Annotated in this window: 15 protein-coding genes and 1 pseudogene; 5 read left to right on the plus strand and 11 right to left on the minus strand. The window is 64.9% G+C overall.

Annotated elements, in window-relative coordinates:
• The 4 genes and pseudogenes from AB0J47_RS33355 to AB0J47_RS33370 form a co-directional block, all read right to left on the minus strand.
• A pseudogene (locus AB0J47_RS33355) lies at positions 1 to 1,718 on the minus strand (hypothetical protein); the annotation flags it as partial.
• A 16-nt stretch (positions 1,719 to 1,734) separates the two neighbouring features.
• On the minus strand, positions 1,735 to 2,250 hold the full coding sequence (locus AB0J47_RS33360; RefSeq protein ID WP_364355376.1) for a YbaB/EbfC family nucleoid-associated protein: 516 nt from the start codon (positions 2,248 to 2,250) through the stop codon (positions 1,735 to 1,737).
• Positions 2,251 to 2,260: 10 nt separating this feature from the next.
• Positions 2,261 to 2,575, minus strand: a complete 315-nt coding sequence (locus AB0J47_RS33365) for a hypothetical protein (protein ID WP_364355379.1) — start codon at positions 2,573 to 2,575, stop codon at positions 2,261 to 2,263.
• Positions 2,576 to 2,725: 150 nt separating this feature from the next.
• On the minus strand, positions 2,726 to 3,637 hold the full coding sequence (locus AB0J47_RS33370; RefSeq protein ID WP_364355382.1) for a cupin-like domain-containing protein: 912 nt from the start codon (positions 3,635 to 3,637) through the stop codon (positions 2,726 to 2,728).
• Positions 3,638 to 3,874: 237 nt separating this feature from the next.
• Here AB0J47_RS33370 and AB0J47_RS33375 point away from each other — a divergent pair, with 237 nt between their 5' ends.
• The 3 genes from AB0J47_RS33375 to AB0J47_RS33385 all read left to right on the plus strand — a co-directional run bounded on the left by AB0J47_RS33375 (position 3,875) and on the right by AB0J47_RS33385 (position 7,861).
• Positions 3,875 to 5,629, plus strand: a complete 1,755-nt coding sequence (locus tag AB0J47_RS33375) for a hypothetical protein (RefSeq protein ID WP_364355385.1) — start codon at positions 3,875 to 3,877, stop codon at positions 5,627 to 5,629.
• Between the two features lie 42 nt (positions 5,630 to 5,671).
• Positions 5,672 to 6,103: a D-aminoacyl-tRNA deacylase gene (gene dtd / locus AB0J47_RS33380; protein WP_364355388.1), complete on the plus strand. Its 432-nt coding sequence runs from the start codon at positions 5,672 to 5,674 to the stop codon at positions 6,101 to 6,103.
• A gap of 255 nt (positions 6,104 to 6,358) precedes the next feature.
• Positions 6,359 to 7,861, plus strand: a complete 1,503-nt coding sequence (locus AB0J47_RS33385; protein ID WP_364355391.1) for a hypothetical protein — start codon at positions 6,359 to 6,361, stop codon at positions 7,859 to 7,861.
• A 51-nt stretch (positions 7,862 to 7,912) separates the two neighbouring features.
• Here the strand turns inward: AB0J47_RS33385 and AB0J47_RS33390 are convergent, their stop codons facing one another.
• Genes AB0J47_RS33390 through AB0J47_RS33400 form a run of 3 tightly spaced genes read right to left on the minus strand, consistent with a single transcriptional unit; the run spans position 7,913 to position 11,393 of the window.
• Positions 7,913 to 9,205, minus strand: coding sequence for a glycoside hydrolase family 130 protein (locus tag AB0J47_RS33390; protein ID WP_364355394.1), 1,293 nt, complete (start codon positions 9,203 to 9,205; stop codon positions 7,913 to 7,915).
• Positions 9,205 to 10,215, minus strand: a complete 1,011-nt coding sequence (locus AB0J47_RS33395) for a glycosyltransferase (protein WP_364355397.1) — start codon at positions 10,213 to 10,215, stop codon at positions 9,205 to 9,207. Before AB0J47_RS33395 ends, AB0J47_RS33390 begins: the two co-directional genes overlap by 1 nt.
• A complete protein-coding gene (locus AB0J47_RS33400; protein WP_364355400.1) occupies positions 10,212 to 11,393 on the minus strand; it encodes a glycosyltransferase in 1,182 nt (393 codons plus the stop codon). The genes AB0J47_RS33395 and AB0J47_RS33400 overlap by 4 nt, the downstream gene beginning before the upstream one ends.
• A 246-nt stretch (positions 11,394 to 11,639) precedes the next feature.
• Between AB0J47_RS33400 and AB0J47_RS33405 the strand changes: the two genes are divergently transcribed.
• The gene (locus AB0J47_RS33405; RefSeq protein ID WP_364355403.1) at positions 11,640 to 12,731 is read left to right on the plus strand and encodes a glycosyltransferase family 4 protein; all 1,092 of its coding nucleotides are present in this window, start codon (positions 11,640 to 11,642) and stop codon (positions 12,729 to 12,731) included.
• Positions 12,732 to 12,748: 17 nt separating this feature from the next.
• On the opposite strand, the gene AB0J47_RS33410 is transcribed toward AB0J47_RS33405, so the two are convergent.
• Positions 12,749 to 13,243, minus strand: a complete 495-nt coding sequence (locus AB0J47_RS33410) for a DUF5994 family protein (protein ID WP_364355406.1) — start codon at positions 13,241 to 13,243, stop codon at positions 12,749 to 12,751.
• Positions 13,240 to 13,623 (minus strand): DUF5994 family protein, encoded by a 384-nt coding sequence (locus AB0J47_RS33415; protein WP_364355409.1) that lies wholly within the window; start codon positions 13,621 to 13,623, stop codon positions 13,240 to 13,242. The genes AB0J47_RS33410 and AB0J47_RS33415 overlap by 4 nt, the downstream gene beginning before the upstream one ends.
• A 354-nt stretch (positions 13,624 to 13,977) precedes the next feature.
• Between AB0J47_RS33415 and AB0J47_RS33420 the strand changes: the two genes are divergently transcribed.
• Positions 13,978 to 14,706, plus strand: coding sequence for a TetR/AcrR family transcriptional regulator C-terminal domain-containing protein (locus tag AB0J47_RS33420; protein ID WP_364355411.1), 729 nt, complete (start codon positions 13,978 to 13,980; stop codon positions 14,704 to 14,706).
• An 11-nt stretch (positions 14,707 to 14,717) separates the two neighbouring features.
• On the opposite strand, the gene AB0J47_RS33425 is transcribed toward AB0J47_RS33420, so the two are convergent.
• Both AB0J47_RS33425 and AB0J47_RS33430 read right to left on the minus strand, forming a co-directional pair.
• Positions 14,718 to 15,131, minus strand: a complete 414-nt coding sequence (locus AB0J47_RS33425) for a DUF5994 family protein (protein ID WP_364355413.1) — start codon at positions 15,129 to 15,131, stop codon at positions 14,718 to 14,720.
• The gene (locus AB0J47_RS33430) at positions 15,097 to 15,882 is read right to left on the minus strand and encodes a TetR/AcrR family transcriptional regulator C-terminal domain-containing protein (RefSeq protein ID WP_364355416.1); all 786 of its coding nucleotides are present in this window, start codon (positions 15,880 to 15,882) and stop codon (positions 15,097 to 15,099) included. The genes AB0J47_RS33425 and AB0J47_RS33430 overlap by 35 nt, the downstream gene beginning before the upstream one ends.
• Positions 15,883 to 16,076: the final 194 nt, after the last annotated feature.

The following is a 16,076-nucleotide window of genomic DNA, read 5'->3' on the forward strand; positions in this document are numbered from 1 at the left end:
CGCGCCGTCCCGCCATCGGCACCCGCACGCGCGGTCGCACCGTCGTGAGCTGTCGCACCATCGTCCCCCGCATGCCCGGTCGCGCCGCCATCACCGGCATGAGCCGTCGCACCGTCATCACCTGCACGCGCCGTCCCGCCATCGGCACCCGCACGCGCGGTCGCACCGTCGTAAGCTGTCGCACCATCGTCCCCAGCATGCCCGGTCGCGCCGCCATCACCGGCATGAGCCATCGCACCGCCATCACCCGAATGCGCGGTTCCGCCATCATCGCCCGCACGCGCCATCGCGCCATCGTCACCGGCATGAGCCGTCGCACCATCGTCCCCTGCACGCCTGGTCGCGCCGCCATCACCGGCACGCGCCGTCGCACCGTCATCACCCCCACGCGCAGAACCATCACCGGCGGCCCCCGCCTTCGACATACCGTCATCAGCACCATGCGAATGCGCCGAATCATCGCCCGCACCATAACTATTCGAAGAGCCGTCAGCTCTCGCCGTCGAACCGTCGTCCACGGCATGCGCAGTCGACCCGTCTGCCGTACCGTCACCACTGCTACGACTAGGCTCCCCCGTTTGCCCTGCGTTCGGCGCCCCCTCCCCGGTCTGCCCGCTTCCCGGGGCAGCCGCACGCCCACCGGCATCACCATCACCGACCCCACCCGGCCCGGTGTCAGGACGAAAGCCGATGCGGGACAAGCTATCCGGGTCAACCGGCGAACCGTTCGGCCGGTACCAATCTGGATGCCGATCTGTATAGAACTTCTCGGCCATCGCACGATTCGCACCGGACATCGCGCCGTTCGAAGCGCCCGCCGTCAACATACGCAGGTCGAATTCGGTGTCTTTCAGACCTTCGACGGCCTTGTCCCAGCCGCCTTCCGGCCCGGACTTTGCCCAGGTGAACGCGAACTGCGCGCCGACACTGCCGCCGAAGCCGGCGACGGCACCCACCGTGCCCGCGGTCGCGCCGGTGAGGAGGCCGCGCAGCCAGGCCTTCATCTCCGTTTCGGCCAGCTTATGGCCGAGTCGCTCGCCGATCGGACTCGCGACACCGGCGCCAACCGCCGAACTGATCGCGGTGATGCCGACTTGTTCCCAGTTGACCTCCTTGCGATGTCCCGAATTCACCTGATATTGCTGAATTCCCCAGTCCTGGACGGTGCCGAGGACGGTGTCGATGGCGATGTGGCGGACCAGGAATTCCGCCAGTCGACGCCCGAGGAATTTGGCCACGATTTCGACGATCTTGTCCATGATCCGCTTGGCGATAATCCGGATGGCCACCCGCGTTCCGGCAATCGCCAACGCCTCCTCCGCGGGCGCGGTCGGCGGAAAGATCCATGCGATCGCGATCTCGGCCGCCAGCAGCGCCAGGGAGGTGATCAGCATGAGCTGGCCGTATTCGATTTCAGTGCCGACGCTGGTCGCCGAATCGGCCAGCTTCTCGAAATCGCGGGCCAGCATCTCGAGCGATTGCGGACCTTCGAGATAACTGTCGAAGTTGGCGATGATCGCCTCGATGCCGTCGCCGTCCTGATATGCCTTCAGCGACGCCGTTTTCGCATCACGGATGTCGGGCAGGATGTCGCGCAGTCCGGTCGCCGCGGCACGCCAGTCCTCGGCTAACCCCCACATGCCGTCGGGATCGCCCGCAGGCCAGTCGGATCCGGCGACCCATTCCAGCCATTTGAGATATCCCGGCAGCTCAGCCATCTGCGTTCACCCTCGGTCACCAGCTGGAATCGGTGACTCCGCGGTCCGTGGCCGATTGACGCGAGAGGACCTCGACATTGCTGAATTCCATCTGCGCGCCGTCTTTATCGGAAATTAGTTGGCGCTCTTCGGAATTCGGCGGAGCGAGCGAAACCTTCGGCGCCTTCGGCATTTCGGCGCTCAGGTCGGGCATGCCCTCGATCAGATCCGACAGTTTGGGTAGTCGCGCGCGACGATCGTGCAGGGGCATCATCAACTCCTGCGCCTTGCGCGACACCTCGGCGGTCGCCCGCTGCGCCGCTTCGGTCACCGCCTTCGCGATCTCGCCGTAGCTCAATTCCTCAATGCCGGAAGCGAATTTGGTTTCGATGATGGTGCCATCGGCATTCACGGTGACCGTGATCCGCTTGCGCACGGTAGCGCTGGCGGTCAGTTCGGCACGCTGCTGCTGTACCTGCGCGATCGCCCGAAACTGTTGCTGGACCTCATCGAGCACCGCGGCCATCTCGGCCTTGGCGAATTCGTTCGTCATGGGTAACAACTCACCGGAAGCCGTCGCCGTTGGACTGGTCCATCCGCCGCAGTTCCTCGGCGGTCTTGGTCTGACCGGTGTAGAAGTTGTCGAAATTCGTCGCCGTGGTCTTGATATTCCCGGTCATCTTCTCGCGAGCGACCTTGTATCCGTCTGGCCCTTCGGCGAACTGGCGACCCAGCTTGTCGTTCCCCCACGGCGCACCGCGTCCGGCGAGCGCGGCATCCAACGTGCTCAGCACGCTATTGACCCGATCCCGAACCGCGCTGGTCCGCTCGGCGGCCTTCTCGAACAGATCCGCGTCGTGCCTCAACTTGTCCGACATCGCGCACTCCTCGAGCTCCAGCGGTTCCCCGCACCCATCACCATCGGACTCTCTGAGTCGACGATGCCAGCGCTTGGCAACTCATCCGTAGCTCGAACATGAACGGCAAGTGCCGCGCCAGTTACAGCGCCCACCAACCGTGGTTCGCCGCTACTTGCGCTTGCGGAACCTGCCCACGATGCCGTCGACAATGCGCAGCACACCGCGCACCGCCATCGGGAAGAACGCCGCCTTCATGAACTCGAAGTAGCTCGGGTTATAGCGCGCGACATACGAGATCGCCGGATCCACGGATTCGACCTGGTGCCACCAGAACATCGGAATGTAGAGGATGTCACCGGTCTCGAGGACCACGTCGTAGAAGGACGCCTCCCCCAGCTTCTCGAAGCTGCTCACATCCGGGCCGAACTCGTCGGGCAGCCCGGTGTAGGGGTCCGAAACTTTCAGCGGAATCCGGCCGTACACATTGCGGTACTCATTCGGCGGAAACAGCCGGACCCGCTTGCGGCCGTGCAACTGAATCAGCAGGCCGTGCCATGGATCATTGTGCAGCGGTGTCAGATTGCCCTGCTGGCCGATCCACACGCTGCTCGCCGCTGGACTCTGCTGCCGGGTGCCGACGCGCGCGGGCAGCTGATCGGCCAGCGGCTGCGGGTCCGCGGCGGCACGCGAGTAGTAGTTCTTGCCCGGCTTGGGCTCGTCGAAGACGGCTGCCATGACATCGCGGTATTCGAGCACCTCTACCGGCGATGTTTCCTGCGTGAACACATTGGTCGTACTGGTCAGCGCGGCGACCTTCTGGTCGCCATACTTCTCACGCAGCGCTTCCGGCTGAAAATCCTCGAATACGGGCCAAGTTGTTGCGACACCACGGAATACGACCGGAGTCTGCTCATCGAAGACAGCCTCGAGTTGGAAATCCCGATCGGGTACGACCAACCCCTGCCGCCCGCCCCTCGACGGACTCACCACATCCCGTACGCTCCGACCGACCCACAGCGCGAAACTGGCTAGAAAGATAGGAGCCAGCGTGGCCGGCCTCTCATCGTAACCCTTAGTCATATCCCCGTATCTTCTAAGAGAATTGGTGTAGCGCCCTGACTTTCGGTTGCTCTGTGCAACCATCACCCCGTCGTGAGCCGACCCTATCGACACCTCGAGTCTACCGCCGCGAACCGCACCCACAGCTGGGAAGACCGTAACGCAACTCACCGCCGATCAAGCGGACCTCCCACAGACGGCGACAACGGGTGTGTCGGGACGCCTAGGGTCGAAGGGACGCCGATTTCAGGAGATATCGTGGCCGACTTGCCTTCGGACCCGTTGATTTCGCTGGTGACCGTGGCGGCGGAGCAGATGGGGTATTCGTGCCGGGCAACTGAACCCGACGAGCTGCGGTTGGTGGGCCCGCGCGGGGACGGGCCGCATTTCCTGTGGTTGCACAACCTGCGGCGCAGGCTGAACGAGCAACCGTTCGAGCAGTGGCCCGGGCTCATCGCCGATCATGTCGAGACGTTCCTGGCGCGAGTGGATCCGGATTACGCCGATTCACTCGCTACCGACGAATTCCTCACGGTGCGTGGACTTCTCAGGACACGGTTCGCGTCGTCGGACACCATTGCGGGCATCGACATCGTCGGCCGCTACGTCGCGCCGGGAATCATTCAGGTGATGGTGATCGAGCAACTTCTCACTGCGGAGGCCGTCACTACCGACCAGCTCGACGAGTGGCAGATCGACAGCACTGAACTCTTCGAGCTGGCGGAGGCGAACACCCGCGCCGCCGGACGGCTCCAGATCGAATGGCGGAACTTCAACGATGCGCATTTCGCCATTCTGAGCGGCTCGGACTCCGCGAGTGCCCACTCGAACTGGCTCGGCGACTATCCGGTAATCGGCACCTACGGAGCGCTTTTCGTAGTCTCGCACGAGGGCAATGTCTACGCGCACCCGATTGTCGGACCGAACGCGCTGACGGCGATGATCCTGCTGGGCAAGGTGGCCGCCAATACCTACCGCAGCGAACCGCGGCCCATCAGCCCGGCGGTCTACTGGTGGCGAGACGGAGAGATCAGCCTGGCTGCCATTACCGAGGTCGATCCCGATCACAATGTCGAGGTGCGCCCGACCCCGGAATTCGAGGCGTTGCTGACCAGCCTGGCGGTGACCTGCGAGTTCGCGGTGGTACCCGCCGAAACGGTCGATACCGCGCTCGACGCGCTGGAACAGTACCGACAGATGTGCATCGCGCCGGACAACAGCGCGAACCCACCCGCCGTCGACGACCTCATCGCTGAGATCGACCGCAACGGCGGCGCAGTCGGATTCGTTGCGGCGGCTGCGGATTCACGTGGAGCCGTACTGCGCACCTGGGGACCGAACCGCGGCCAGCACCTGCTCGCCGTACTGAAACTCACCAAGGACCGCGACCTCGCCGTGCTCGACGTCGAGACGGGCCACCTCTACGACCCCCGCGGGCGGGTCGAGGTCCACGTAACCGTCGGCGATGGCCGGTCACTGCCCTACCTCACCCGCGCACTACTCGACGACTTCGTGGTCGCCGCCGCCGACCCGGATGACCCGTTCCTGGTCGTCACACGCGCGGACGGGACCTATATCCGAACGCGCCGCCACGAGTGGGTCTACGAAATCGAGCACCGGGCCGGATCCGCGTCGGAACATTTTCGCGTGTATACCTTGCGGCACACGGTTGCTCGCGATGTCATCTGGGCGTGGGCCTGTGGTGACCCGTCGTGGATGGTCGCGGTGCAATGGCGGCGGGTCGATCCGACCTCGCCCGGTATCGAGGCGGCATCCGGGCTGGAAATCCTGCAGGACGAACTGTCGTCCGCTGGTTCCGATCTCTCGGCCGACGCCCTCGCGCTCCTCGATACCTTTCTGGCAGTTCGTGATACACCGATCCCGTCGACGGATCTCGCTGCGACGGAGAACCTCGCGATCGACCCGGCGATCTTGCGCGAGCTGGCGTCATCACACACCGAAGAGGCACGCCCGATCGAAACAGAGAAGCCGGACGACCCGGACGAGACCTGAGGGCAGTCCGGTGCAGCCACACCCGGGTGCGAGGATCGCAGCATGCGAGTACTGGTGCAGCGCGTATCCGCCGCGCAAGTGACCGTCGACGGACAGACCGTGGGCCGGATCGAACCGAATCCGCAGGGTCTGGTCGCCCTGGTCGGCGTGACGCATGACGACACCGAAGGCACCGCGAAGGCATTGGCGGACAAGCTGTGGCGATTGCGAATCCTGGAGGGGGAACGCGCCGCCGCGGATCTGAATGCGCCCATTCTCGTGGTCAGCCAGTTCACCCTCTACGCCGATACCGCCAAGGGGCGCCGGCCGTCCTGGTCCGCCGCCGCACCCGGTGCTGTCGCCGAACCGCTGGTCGAGACCTTCGCCCAGGCGCTGCGCGAGCTCGGCGCAACCGTGGCCACCGGACGGTTCGGCGCGCATATGCATGTCGAACTCGTCAACGACGGACCGGTCACATTGCTGCTCGAGGGCTGAACACGACCACCCGAGCGCAACCACCCCTGACAGGTTCGCGAACCACCGGTTGCTCGGCTGAACCCACGAACGTCACGGAACAGCAACACCGTCCGAGACCGCGGTCGCCGCAGCTGTCAACAGGACGATCTCGGCAGCAGCGGTCGCCGGTGGATTGCCTGCTCATTCCGGCCATTTCTATGGCAAACTCGGTCGAGCAGAATGCGGCCGCTCGACGACCGTGGCGCGGAAGGGTAAGCGGGAGTTGAGGTCGCGATGGATCTGAGTGCACTCGAGCGTCGGGTAGCCGAGGATCGCCGGGCAGCCATCGACCGGACGGTCGAGAACGAATTGCGTTTGGCCACGTCACTGTGTGACCTCGCAAAGGGCCTGGTCGCAACCAAGAACGGCCCCGGCAGAGACCGGACGGCCGAGGCGCTGGCGCCATCGCAGGAGTCCGTCGGCATTCGACTGCACTGGCTCGCCGCCGGTCGCGTGACCGCCGAGTTCGCGGGCGAAGTCCAGGATGCGCTGCGCGTCTTCGAGCAGGCGACTCGGCACATCGGTCACCGCGAGCTCGCGGCGAGCACCATCCGCAATGCCTGCCATACCTATCGCCAGGTGTCGCGGACGCATCCGCAGGTGGCCGCGGTCTGCGCGGACGGGCTGTCGAAATGCGGCGTCTGGTTGTGTCGTCTCGACCCGAAGGCCGCCGTCGCCGCCAGCGAGGATGCCGTGCGCATCCGCGGCGCGCTGTTCGCTGCGAATCCGGATCAGTCCGGGAAGTATCTCGCCAGCCTGAACATGCTGCTGCGCACGCTGATGGTCGGCCGCCAGCGCAAACAGGCGGTGGCGATGTACCGCGAGCGGTACGCGGCACTGACGTCGCCGGAGATGACGGCGCGGCTGCGCGAAACCCGGATCGAGGATATCGATCTCACGAATAAGACCTTCACCGCGCTCACCAAACTCGAGGCCCGGACCTTGCAGCGCGCGGGACATCTGACGCAGCAGCAGATTCTGTACCAAACCTCCGGAGATCTCGCCACGATCGAGGAGATCAACTGGAAGCTCGCACTGGTCGGCCTGAAGCCGCTGGCCGCGGGTGCCCTACCCGATCCCCCGTCGCGGCCGGTGGAGATCGGTGCGACCTTCGGCGCATTGAGTGTCCGCTGCAGCGCTCGCGACGCCGTTGCCCAGGTCCGCGCCGCGATCATCGCGGCCTACGCCGCCGATAGCGTACGCCAGGTCGACCGCTCGGCCGTGCGTGGCGCACACGAAACCCACTGGCACACCTTCGATCCCGAACTGAATCCGGCCGAATCCCTGGGCGATGATGTGGTGTTGATCGAACAGCCATACGGCGGTTCGGTTGTCGTCATGAGCTTGAACTGGGAGATGGCTCCGGTCGGCAAACACCCACTGGCACAGCACCTTTCCGCGCGCTGGCCGGTGATCAGCGTTACCGCGAATGAAAAAATGTCCTACGAGCTGTGCCGATACGAGGACGGTGTGGCCACCCAATACGCCGCCCTCGGCCGCCCGAGCGGACAAGCCCCGCTCGATACACCATTGGCGCCCTTGGACTTCGCGGCCCTGGCCGACTACGGCGCGGACTACGCGTCCGAAACCCAAGTGCGTGCCGCCTTCGGCAACACCGATATGTTCGCGAAACTCACCCACCTGCCCGCCAGCGGGATCCGGCAAGCAGCCCTGGCTATTCCGCTAGCGGACTACGGCGACAACGTCCTGTTTTTCCGCAAGTCGAGCGCGGACTGACGAACTTCCCCAACTCCCTGTGCACGTCGAGAACGCCCGGCGCCGCCGGGTCTAAGCGATGAGCTGTCGGCGCAGGGCGGACAAGTCGACGAATGCGAACCTGATGGCGCGGTCGCCGCAGCCATAGGGCAGGACCAGGGTGTTCCGGTGGACGAGCGCGCCGCATGAGTACACCACGTTGGGCACGTAGCCGTCGCGTTCGTCTTCGTTCGCGGTCAGCAGCGGCTCGCGGAGTGCGCCGATGAGTCGAGTCGGGTCGTCGAGATCGAGCAGAATCGCGCCGATGCCGTACGTGCGCATCGGACCGACGCCGTGGGTCAACACCAGCCAGCCGTCGGGTGTCTCGATCGGTGGACCGCAGTTGCCGAGTTGGATCAGCTCCCAGGGGTGCGTTGGCCGATAGACGGTGACCGGCGCACGCCACACCCGGGTGTCGGAAGAGCTGACCACACTGATGTTTTCCCGGTCCCACCGCGAGAGCATCAGGTAGCGGTTGTCGACACGTCGTGGAAACAGTGCCATCCCTTTGTCTTCAGCGCCGGACCCGGCCAGCCGAGTGCTGACGAAAGTGCCGAAATCGTTGGTGCGCAACAGCCGTGGCGCGATGCGGGCGCCGTCGAAGGCGGTGTAGGTGCCGTAGTAGGTGACAGTCCCATCCGGCTCGATGAACCGGGTCAGCCTCGCGTCCTCGATGCCGCGGCTCTCGTCGGGGCTCTCGGGAAGCAGCACCCGCGCCGATAGCGGAGCATCGGCGGGGAAGTTCACGGTGTAGTCGCCTGCCGCCGAGGCGGCGACCCGGCCGGTGTCCAGAAAGGGCGAAGGCTTGTCGAAGCGAACCGAATCGTGTTGTGCGACTGTGCCGGTCCGGAATTCGATGCTCGAAAGGTGCCCCTCGCCCAGCGCACGTACGCTCATGACGAACCGCAGCTCGCCCGCCGCCAGGCCGGATTGGTCCGGGTGCGCGACCATCGACGGATTGAACAGCGCCGCGGCTTCGACCGCGTACTCCTGGGTGAAGTACGCGCCGATGAGCTGCCTGCGCGCGGTTGTCAGGGTCCCCCGCCGTGGCAGCAGATGTTCGACGAGCGCCGCATGCGTGGCGAATGTCGCGTCGATATCGCGGTGGCGGTCGCCGAACCGACGGCGCACGGAAGCCAGGCTGGCCAGCAGGTCCGCATCGGTGAGTGCAAGCACGCGGTCGATGATGGCCTCGGCGCGTGAAATCCCTTGTCCGAGAATCTCTTGGCCGGGCAGAAATAGCCTCGCCGATACCCTGCGGGCATCCGGCACCAGCACCACGGCACTGCGCCGGACGAGATCGGCGGGATTGGTGGAGTCGGCCACTACCCGGCCAGCGTGAGTCGGCGCGCCTGTTGCTGCGTGGAGATCAGCGCGAGCGTCGACTCGGCGCCCTGGTTCTCGTTTCGGCCGGTGTGCTCGAGTCCGTCGCAGCAGCCCCCGCTGACCGGGTCGATCAGGGGAGTGTCGACGTCGTTCGTGCCGCGGAACCACGCCTCACACAGCAGTACCGCATCCTTCCATCGCTGGTCGCCGGTTTCGTCGTAGGCGCGGGCGCAGGCGTCCGCCAGGGTCGCCACCTCGATGGGTTGCTGGTCGAAGCCGGGCCGGGTTTCGCCGGTCGCCCAGCCGTCGACGGGGGTGACCGATAAGTGATCACCCGAGGTTTCGATCTCGAGTAACCAGCGCAGCATCGCGAGTCCATCGGCAAAGACGCGGCCCTGTCCGGGCAGCAGCGTGCCGACCGCGAGCAGCGCTTCGGCCAGCACCGCGTTGGCATAGTGCAATCGCGGCTCGGGCCAGCGCCAGTCGAGACGGCGGGTCGGCGGGCCGATCCGGGCGGCCGCGTCGGCGAGTAGTTCGCGCGCTTCTGTGTTCCCCGGCTGGACACGCAGCACCTCGGCGGCGCCGAGAGCGGCGAAGGCCATTGCCCGGGGAAATGGGGACCGCCGGTGCGCCCCGAGGGTGAAGTGCGCCAACGCGATCTGCGCCAAGTCGGGTTGGCGGGCGACGACGGAGCCGAGAGCCCACAGGGCACGGCCCCAGTGATCTTCGAGGCTCGGTTCGTCCTGCCAACTCCGGTCCGTGCCCCGACGATTGTGGCAGCTTCCGTCCTCGTTCAGGGCCGCGATAATGAAGTCCAGATACACGCCGGTGTTTTCGAGTAGTCGTTCGGTCGGCTCGGGCTCACGAACGGCCACCACGAGTGCGCGCGCGACATCGTCGACACAGTAACCATTCTCGATGCGGGGCGTGGTGAACTTCGAGTGTTCGAAGATGCCGCACTCGTCGCTGAGTCGGTAGAGGTGCGCGTAGGAGATGCTGATGGTATTCATGCCGTGGCCAGCTTCGTATCGGCTCGCAGCGTTTCCGCGGCAAGGTCACGATACTTTCGGCCTACCGACGTCCAAAACAGTTCGGGCGCGATGCGTTCGGCTTCGGCGCCCATTCTCGCGGCGAGGCCGGGTTCGGTGATCACGCGGCGCAGCGCGGTGGCGATATCGGTCGGTGATTCTCGATCGACAAGCAGGCCCGCGCCGCTCGACAGCAGTTCTTCAGCATGCGGGAAGGCGGTCGATATCACCGGTTTGCCCGCCGCGACCGCCTCGATCAGCACGCCGGATGTCACCTGCTCACGCGAATCGTAGGGCAGCAGAACCACATCGGCCTGTCTGATGAGCCGGTACAGCTCGATGTTGGACAGGTAGCGGGCGTCGAAGTGCACGGCGTTGGCGACGCCGCGGCGCTGGGCGCGCTCGACGAGGCCGGTGCGATAGGACTCACCCTGGCGCGCAAGCACTCTCGGATGTGTCTGTCCCACCACCCGATACTGTGCGGCCGGGCGCAAGTCGGCGAGGTGGGCCATCGCGTCGATGCCCCATTCGATGCCTTTACCCGCACCGAGTAGTCCCCAGGTCAGGATTACCGGCGTGCGGGAGATCGGCTGGTGTTGGTCGCCGGGCTGTCCGGAGCGATTGTCGGTGGCACCGTGCGGAATTACCCGAACCTTGGCCGGGTCGACCGCATAGTGGTCGATGAGTCGTCGGCGAGCCGTGTTCGTCATGGTGACGACGACCGCGCAATTGCGAGCGAGCTGCTCGAGGATCATCCGTTGCTGTGGTGTCGGGGTGACCAGCACTGTATGCAGCACGACAATGGCCGGAACCCGAAGGGCACGAACGATTTCGAGGATATCGACGCCGTCTCGCCCACTGTAGATGCCGTATTCGTGCTGGATGATCGCGATATCGAAGCGGTTGAGTGCGATGGCCGCGGCGGCGGCACCGCGGTGGTCGCTGCGCTCCCACTGATGTGCCACCTCAGGGGCCGGTGCCGGATCCGGACTGTCGACCACGGCGACAATGCCGACGGTTGGACAGCGCCCGAAATCGACCGACACGAAACCGATTTCGCCCGGCGCGGTCAACGCATCGACCAGTGCACCGGTGAAGGTCGCCAGCCCGCACTGGGTCGGTGAATAGGTACTCAGAACGCCATAGGACCGAACCGACACTGCGCCAGCCTTTCTGATTCGAGGCAGCGCCGACGGTGCCGCTGTCTGCAGCCACTCAATTGGCTGATCGTGTTGCGCTGAAGCGCTTGAGAATCCGCTCCGGGAAAAAGACACGGAGGGATCGGCAACCAGGTCTCGATGATAACACCCGGATCGGCGAAAATTAGTGTGATATGATCGCCGCATCATGTTCGCCCACATCTGGGGCGACTCTCGGCGGTCTTGCCGCCAGTAACCGAGGATTATATGAGAATCGGCGTTATCGCGTCGGTCGCACACCGTACACCTCCGAAAAACTATGGCCCGTGGGAGCAAATTGCCTCGACGCTGGCCGAGGGGTTTGTCGCGCGTGGGCACGATGTCACACTGTTCGCAACGGCGGACTCCGCGACCTCGGCACGGCTGGTCTCCGCCGTACCGTCGGGATACGAGGAGACGGTCGATGCGGATGCGAAAGTCTTCGAAGCGCTGCATAATTCGGCGGCATTCGCGCGGGCCGGGGAATTCGACATACTCGCCAACCATTTCGACTTCATGCCGCTGACTTACAGCAGGCTGGTATCCACACCGATGGTGACGACGATTCACGGCTTCGCCTCGCCGAAAATCGTTCCGGTTTATCGAGAATTCGGTGACATCGCCCACTTTGTGGCGATCACCGATGCCGATCGCGACCCGGATCTGCGCTATGCCGCGACTATTCATCATGGTATCGATCTCACTCAGTTCACATTTCGGCCGGAGCACGGCGAATATTTGCTCTTTCTGGGCAGAATTCATCCGGATAAAGGGACGCACCTGGCGATCGAGGTGGCGCGGCAGGCCGGACTGCCATTGAAGATCGCAGGTGTGATCCAAGACGAGGAATACTTCCGCTCGGCGGTCGAACCGCACCTCACCGGCACCGATGTGACCTACCTCGGTCCGGTCGGTCCGGCAGAGCGGGACGCGCTACTCGGGGGTGCCCGCGCACTATTGCATTTGATCGGTTTCGCCGAGCCGTTCGGTTTGTCGGTCGTGGAAGCCATGGCCACCGGGACACCGGTCATCGCAACACCATTGGGCTCGATGCCGGAGATAGTCCGCCACGGTCGCACCGGATTCCTCGTCGCCGATGTCGCGGGTGCGGTCGCGGCCGTATCGGATATCGGCCGGCTCGACCGTTCCGCCTGCCGGGACGACGTCTTCGAACGGTTCACAGCTGATCGCATGATCGATGCCTACCTAGCTCTATTCGAGCGGGTCGTGCGAGATTGCGGACATCGCAACGAATCCGCCGAGCCGGTACCGCAACAGGCCATCGGCTCGCCTGGACTGTTCTCACACGCCGGACTGTAATCGACAGTGCCCCAGTGCTATTGGGTCTCAGACCGGGTGCCGAGGTGGTGCGGCGTCTCGGTTCGTGACGCCGACCGCATCAGACTGTTCGCTTGATCGGGCGGGGTGTCGGCGGGGATAACCAGCAGGGCCAGATGAGTTCCGCCGACGCCTGCCAGATGCATGACATCCTGTGATTGGGCAGCGCCCGGCCCGTAGAGTCGGATGCCGTCGTCGTGGTCGATACGGCGTTGGGCGAGACTGACCGCGTTCCAGGCGAAGCCGATTCGCACGGTCGAGCCGAGGCGTGGGGTGAGGACGCTGATCAGATCGTGCAGTTCGGCGGTGAGGTTAGCCGTCCACGGCCACCATGCACCGTCGACCTGTCCCGAACGGGAGCCGCTTGTGCGCAGCAGCAGGCGTGGCGTGCGGGTGGGTGTCCGGAACGGTTGCAGGTTGCGTAGCGGCGGGCCGATGTTTCCGGTCATGTCCCGGTGATTGGTTATCGGGCGGTGCGCCTTGATGTGAGTCATGATCTGGTCTCGATTCCACTGGCGGCCAGGGTCGCCGGTTCGGGTTTGACGGCAGCCATCAGGGCCGCATGCGCGGTGTCCTCGGCGGTGGCCGACGGGATTACGCGGAGCACGATCAAGCCGCTGTCGCGGCCGAAGACGAACATCGTGTTCCACCGCTCGAAGCGATAGGGATCGAGCCGGACCGTGCGGTTGTCGACGGTCATTTGCTGGGGTGCGCGTGACCAGCACGCGGGGTCGTAGACGACCCGCCAGACCGGTCCGAGCCCCACCGATAGGACCGCCAGCAGATCTGGCAGTTCGGCGGTGAGTTCGCCGGATCGGGGCCACCAGGCGCCATCGATATATCCGTCGCGTTCGGTCTTCGGCTTCAGTCTCAATCGAGGCGTGTACTCCGGCGGGACGCGATGTCGAGCGGCCGGTGAGCGGATCTTTTTCGGTGACATGATGGTGCTCCTGTTTTCGGCTGTAGTGCCCGTCGATTGATGGGTATCGCGGGAATGCGCGACGGTGCCCGCGTGCCGTCTGGACGGTCAGTAGCAGTGGCGGCGACCGCGGATGGGTGGCCGCTGGTGCCCGCGAGCATGAGCACCAATCCGGTGACGACGACGATGACGCAGATCCTCAGATCTGTTGATGCTTCCAGTAGACGCCGGTTATGCCGTAATGTCAACGCTGTAGGTCTACGATACTGACCTACAGCGAAGATGCTGAGGACTGGAGAATGCTTCGAAATGACCGAACCACCGACCGCTCACACGAACTCCCGATCCGGGCGGCCCGCCCCGGCCACCGCAGGACGGAGCCGCGGTCCGGTGACCAGGGCGACGGTGCTGCACGCGGCGCTCGAGATCGTCGATCGGGACGGGGTCGACGGGCTCTCGATGCGGCGGCTGGCCGAGGCGGTAGGCCGGGATCCGATGGTGGTCTACCGGCATGTGGCCAATAAAGCCGCGGTGCTCGACGGCGTCGCCGAGGTCGTCTTCGCGCAGTTGTCGGTCGATGCCTTCGCCGCGGACTGGGCCGCTCAATTGCGAGTGGTCGCACGCGATTTCCGACGCTTGGCACTGGCCCACCCGAAGGCGGTACCACTGCTGGTGACCCGGCCGTTGGCGACTCCGTTGGGGCTGCGCCCCCAGGCGGTGGTCCGTCCGCTCGAGGACATCCTCGCGCTGCTCACTCGCGCCGGGTTTTCCGGTGCGGATGCCCTGCACATCTACCGTGCACTGTTCGGCTTTCTCTACGGTCACGTGCTCAACGAGTTGCAGGAGATCGTGGAGCATCCCGAGGAAACCGACGAGGTGCTGCGCCTCGGGCTGCATCGGCTGCCCATCGCGAAATTCCCATTGCTGCGCGAGCTCGCCCCGGTGCTGGCGGCCTATGACGGCGCCACCGAACTCGAACGAGGTCTCGATATTCTGCTCACCGGACTCGCGGCGACGCTGCCGGGCCACCGGCAATGATCGTTGGCCACTCAGGCCCCCGCCCCGCCTTCGGAGTCCCAACGTTGCTGTGCCGCAATCGTTTCAATGTCAGCAGGGGTAACCACCGCTAGCGTGAGCTGAGCACCACTGACGCCGAGAATACTGAGCGTATGCCGGGCCTTGTGCCGGTAGCCGTCGAGCCGCACCAGGCGCCCGCCACTGGCGAGTTTCCTTGGTGCTGCGGCCCATTCGTCGAGGTGATAGATCACTCGATGGATCGGGCCGAGTCGGGTCGCAACCGCGGTGAGCAGTTCCGGCAGTTCGGCCACCAGGTCATTGCCGCGCGGACGCCACACTCCGTCGACCGAACCGGTTGCGTCCATTGTGAATTCGAGTTCCTGTCGCAGCGGACGAGGATTCGGCGGGTGTCTACCCGATTCGGTTCGGGTCAATTGGTGCGTCATGGTCGACGCTCCTCTCTCGGCCGCGTGGCGACCGGGTCATGGTGGCGGCGAGGCCGGTGAGCAGAATGTCCAGGCCCTGTTCGAGTTCGGCGACGCCGTCGTAGGCGGCCAAGTCGGTGGCGAGGCTGCGCAGCAGTGGGAATTCGCCGATCGGCAGGCGGTACAAGCCCAGGCGCAGCAGGTCGGTTGTCTCTTCGGGGCGTTCGACGAGTTCCTGTCGCTCATTGAGAATGTGGCCGTAGAGAAAGCCGAACAGCGCACGATAGATGTGCAGCGCATCGGTGCCGGTGAATTCGGCGCGGGTGAGCAGCATGAGGATGTCCTCGAGCGGACGCAGTGTGCCTGCCGGTCGGCGCCCGAGCGGGGTGGCCAGCGGGTGAGTTACCAGCAACGGAACGACATTCGGGTGCTCGACCGCTAGACGGCGGAAGTTCCGCGCGATACTGCGCAGTTGGTGGCGCCAGTCGCGGTCGGTGGTGTCGACGGTCAGCTGCTCGAAAACGATCTCGGCGACACCGTCGAGGAGCGCCGCCTTATTCGCGGCATGCCGGTAGAGCACCATGGGGTCCCGGCCGAGGGCTGCGCCGAGACGTCGCATAGATAGCCGGTCGACGCTATCGCGGTCGATGATCTCGAGCGCGGCCGCCAGCATCACGGCCCTGGTCAATGGCGGATTCCCCCCGTTGGCGCGGTGCGCGCGACCTTCCGGATTCTTGGGGGAACCGATGGGTCCTTCCCTGATTCCGTTCATCCCATTCAGCACCTCTCGATAAACAGCACAACTGTTAACGATGTAAGCCTACGCCGTAGACAGCCGGCGTAGATAGGGCCTAAGCTGTGGATATACCGAATCGTATAGCGGCTGGTCAGCCGGTTTGGGCTGTCCGAGACCGACACCGCGCAATCCCGAGACAGGAACATTGCGATGACGATCGTAGACAAGAT

It is taken from the genome of Nocardia sp. NPDC049737, from assembly GCF_040674755.1.
Classification (GTDB): Bacteria; Actinomycetota; Actinomycetes; order Mycobacteriales; family Mycobacteriaceae; genus Nocardia.

Bases quoted from the DNA above. Each gene is read 5' to 3' on its own strand.
- AB0J47_RS33385 (WP_364355391.1), top strand. From the start codon at position 6,359: ATGGATCTGAGTGCACTCGAGCGTCGGGTAGCCGAGGATCGCCGGGCA.
- dtd (WP_364355388.1), top strand. From the start codon at position 5,672: ATGCGAGTACTGGTGCAGCGCGTATCCGCCGCGCAAGTGACCGTCGAC.
- AB0J47_RS33420 (WP_364355411.1), top strand. From the start codon at position 13,978: ATGACCGAACCACCGACCGCTCACACGAACTCCCGATCCGGGCGGCCC.
- AB0J47_RS33365 (WP_364355379.1), bottom strand. From the start codon at position 2,575: ATGTCGGACAAGTTGAGGCACGACGCGGATCTGTTCGAGAAGGCCGCC.
- AB0J47_RS33425 (WP_364355413.1), bottom strand. From the start codon at position 15,131: ATGACGCACCAATTGACCCGAACCGAATCGGGTAGACACCCGCCGAAT.
- AB0J47_RS33370 (WP_364355382.1), bottom strand. From the start codon at position 3,637: ATGACTAAGGGTTACGATGAGAGGCCGGCCACGCTGGCTCCTATCTTT.
- AB0J47_RS33410 (WP_364355406.1), bottom strand. From the start codon at position 13,243: ATGACTCACATCAAGGCGCACCGCCCGATAACCAATCACCGGGACATG.
- AB0J47_RS33405 (WP_364355403.1), top strand. From the start codon at position 11,640: ATGAGAATCGGCGTTATCGCGTCGGTCGCACACCGTACACCTCCGAAA.
- AB0J47_RS33360 (WP_364355376.1), bottom strand. From the start codon at position 2,250: ATGACGAACGAATTCGCCAAGGCCGAGATGGCCGCGGTGCTCGATGAG.
- AB0J47_RS33430 (WP_364355416.1), bottom strand. From the start codon at position 15,882: ATGAACGGAATCAGGGAAGGACCCATCGGTTCCCCCAAGAATCCGGAA.
- AB0J47_RS33395 (WP_364355397.1), bottom strand. From the start codon at position 10,215: ATGAATACCATCAGCATCTCCTACGCGCACCTCTACCGACTCAGCGAC.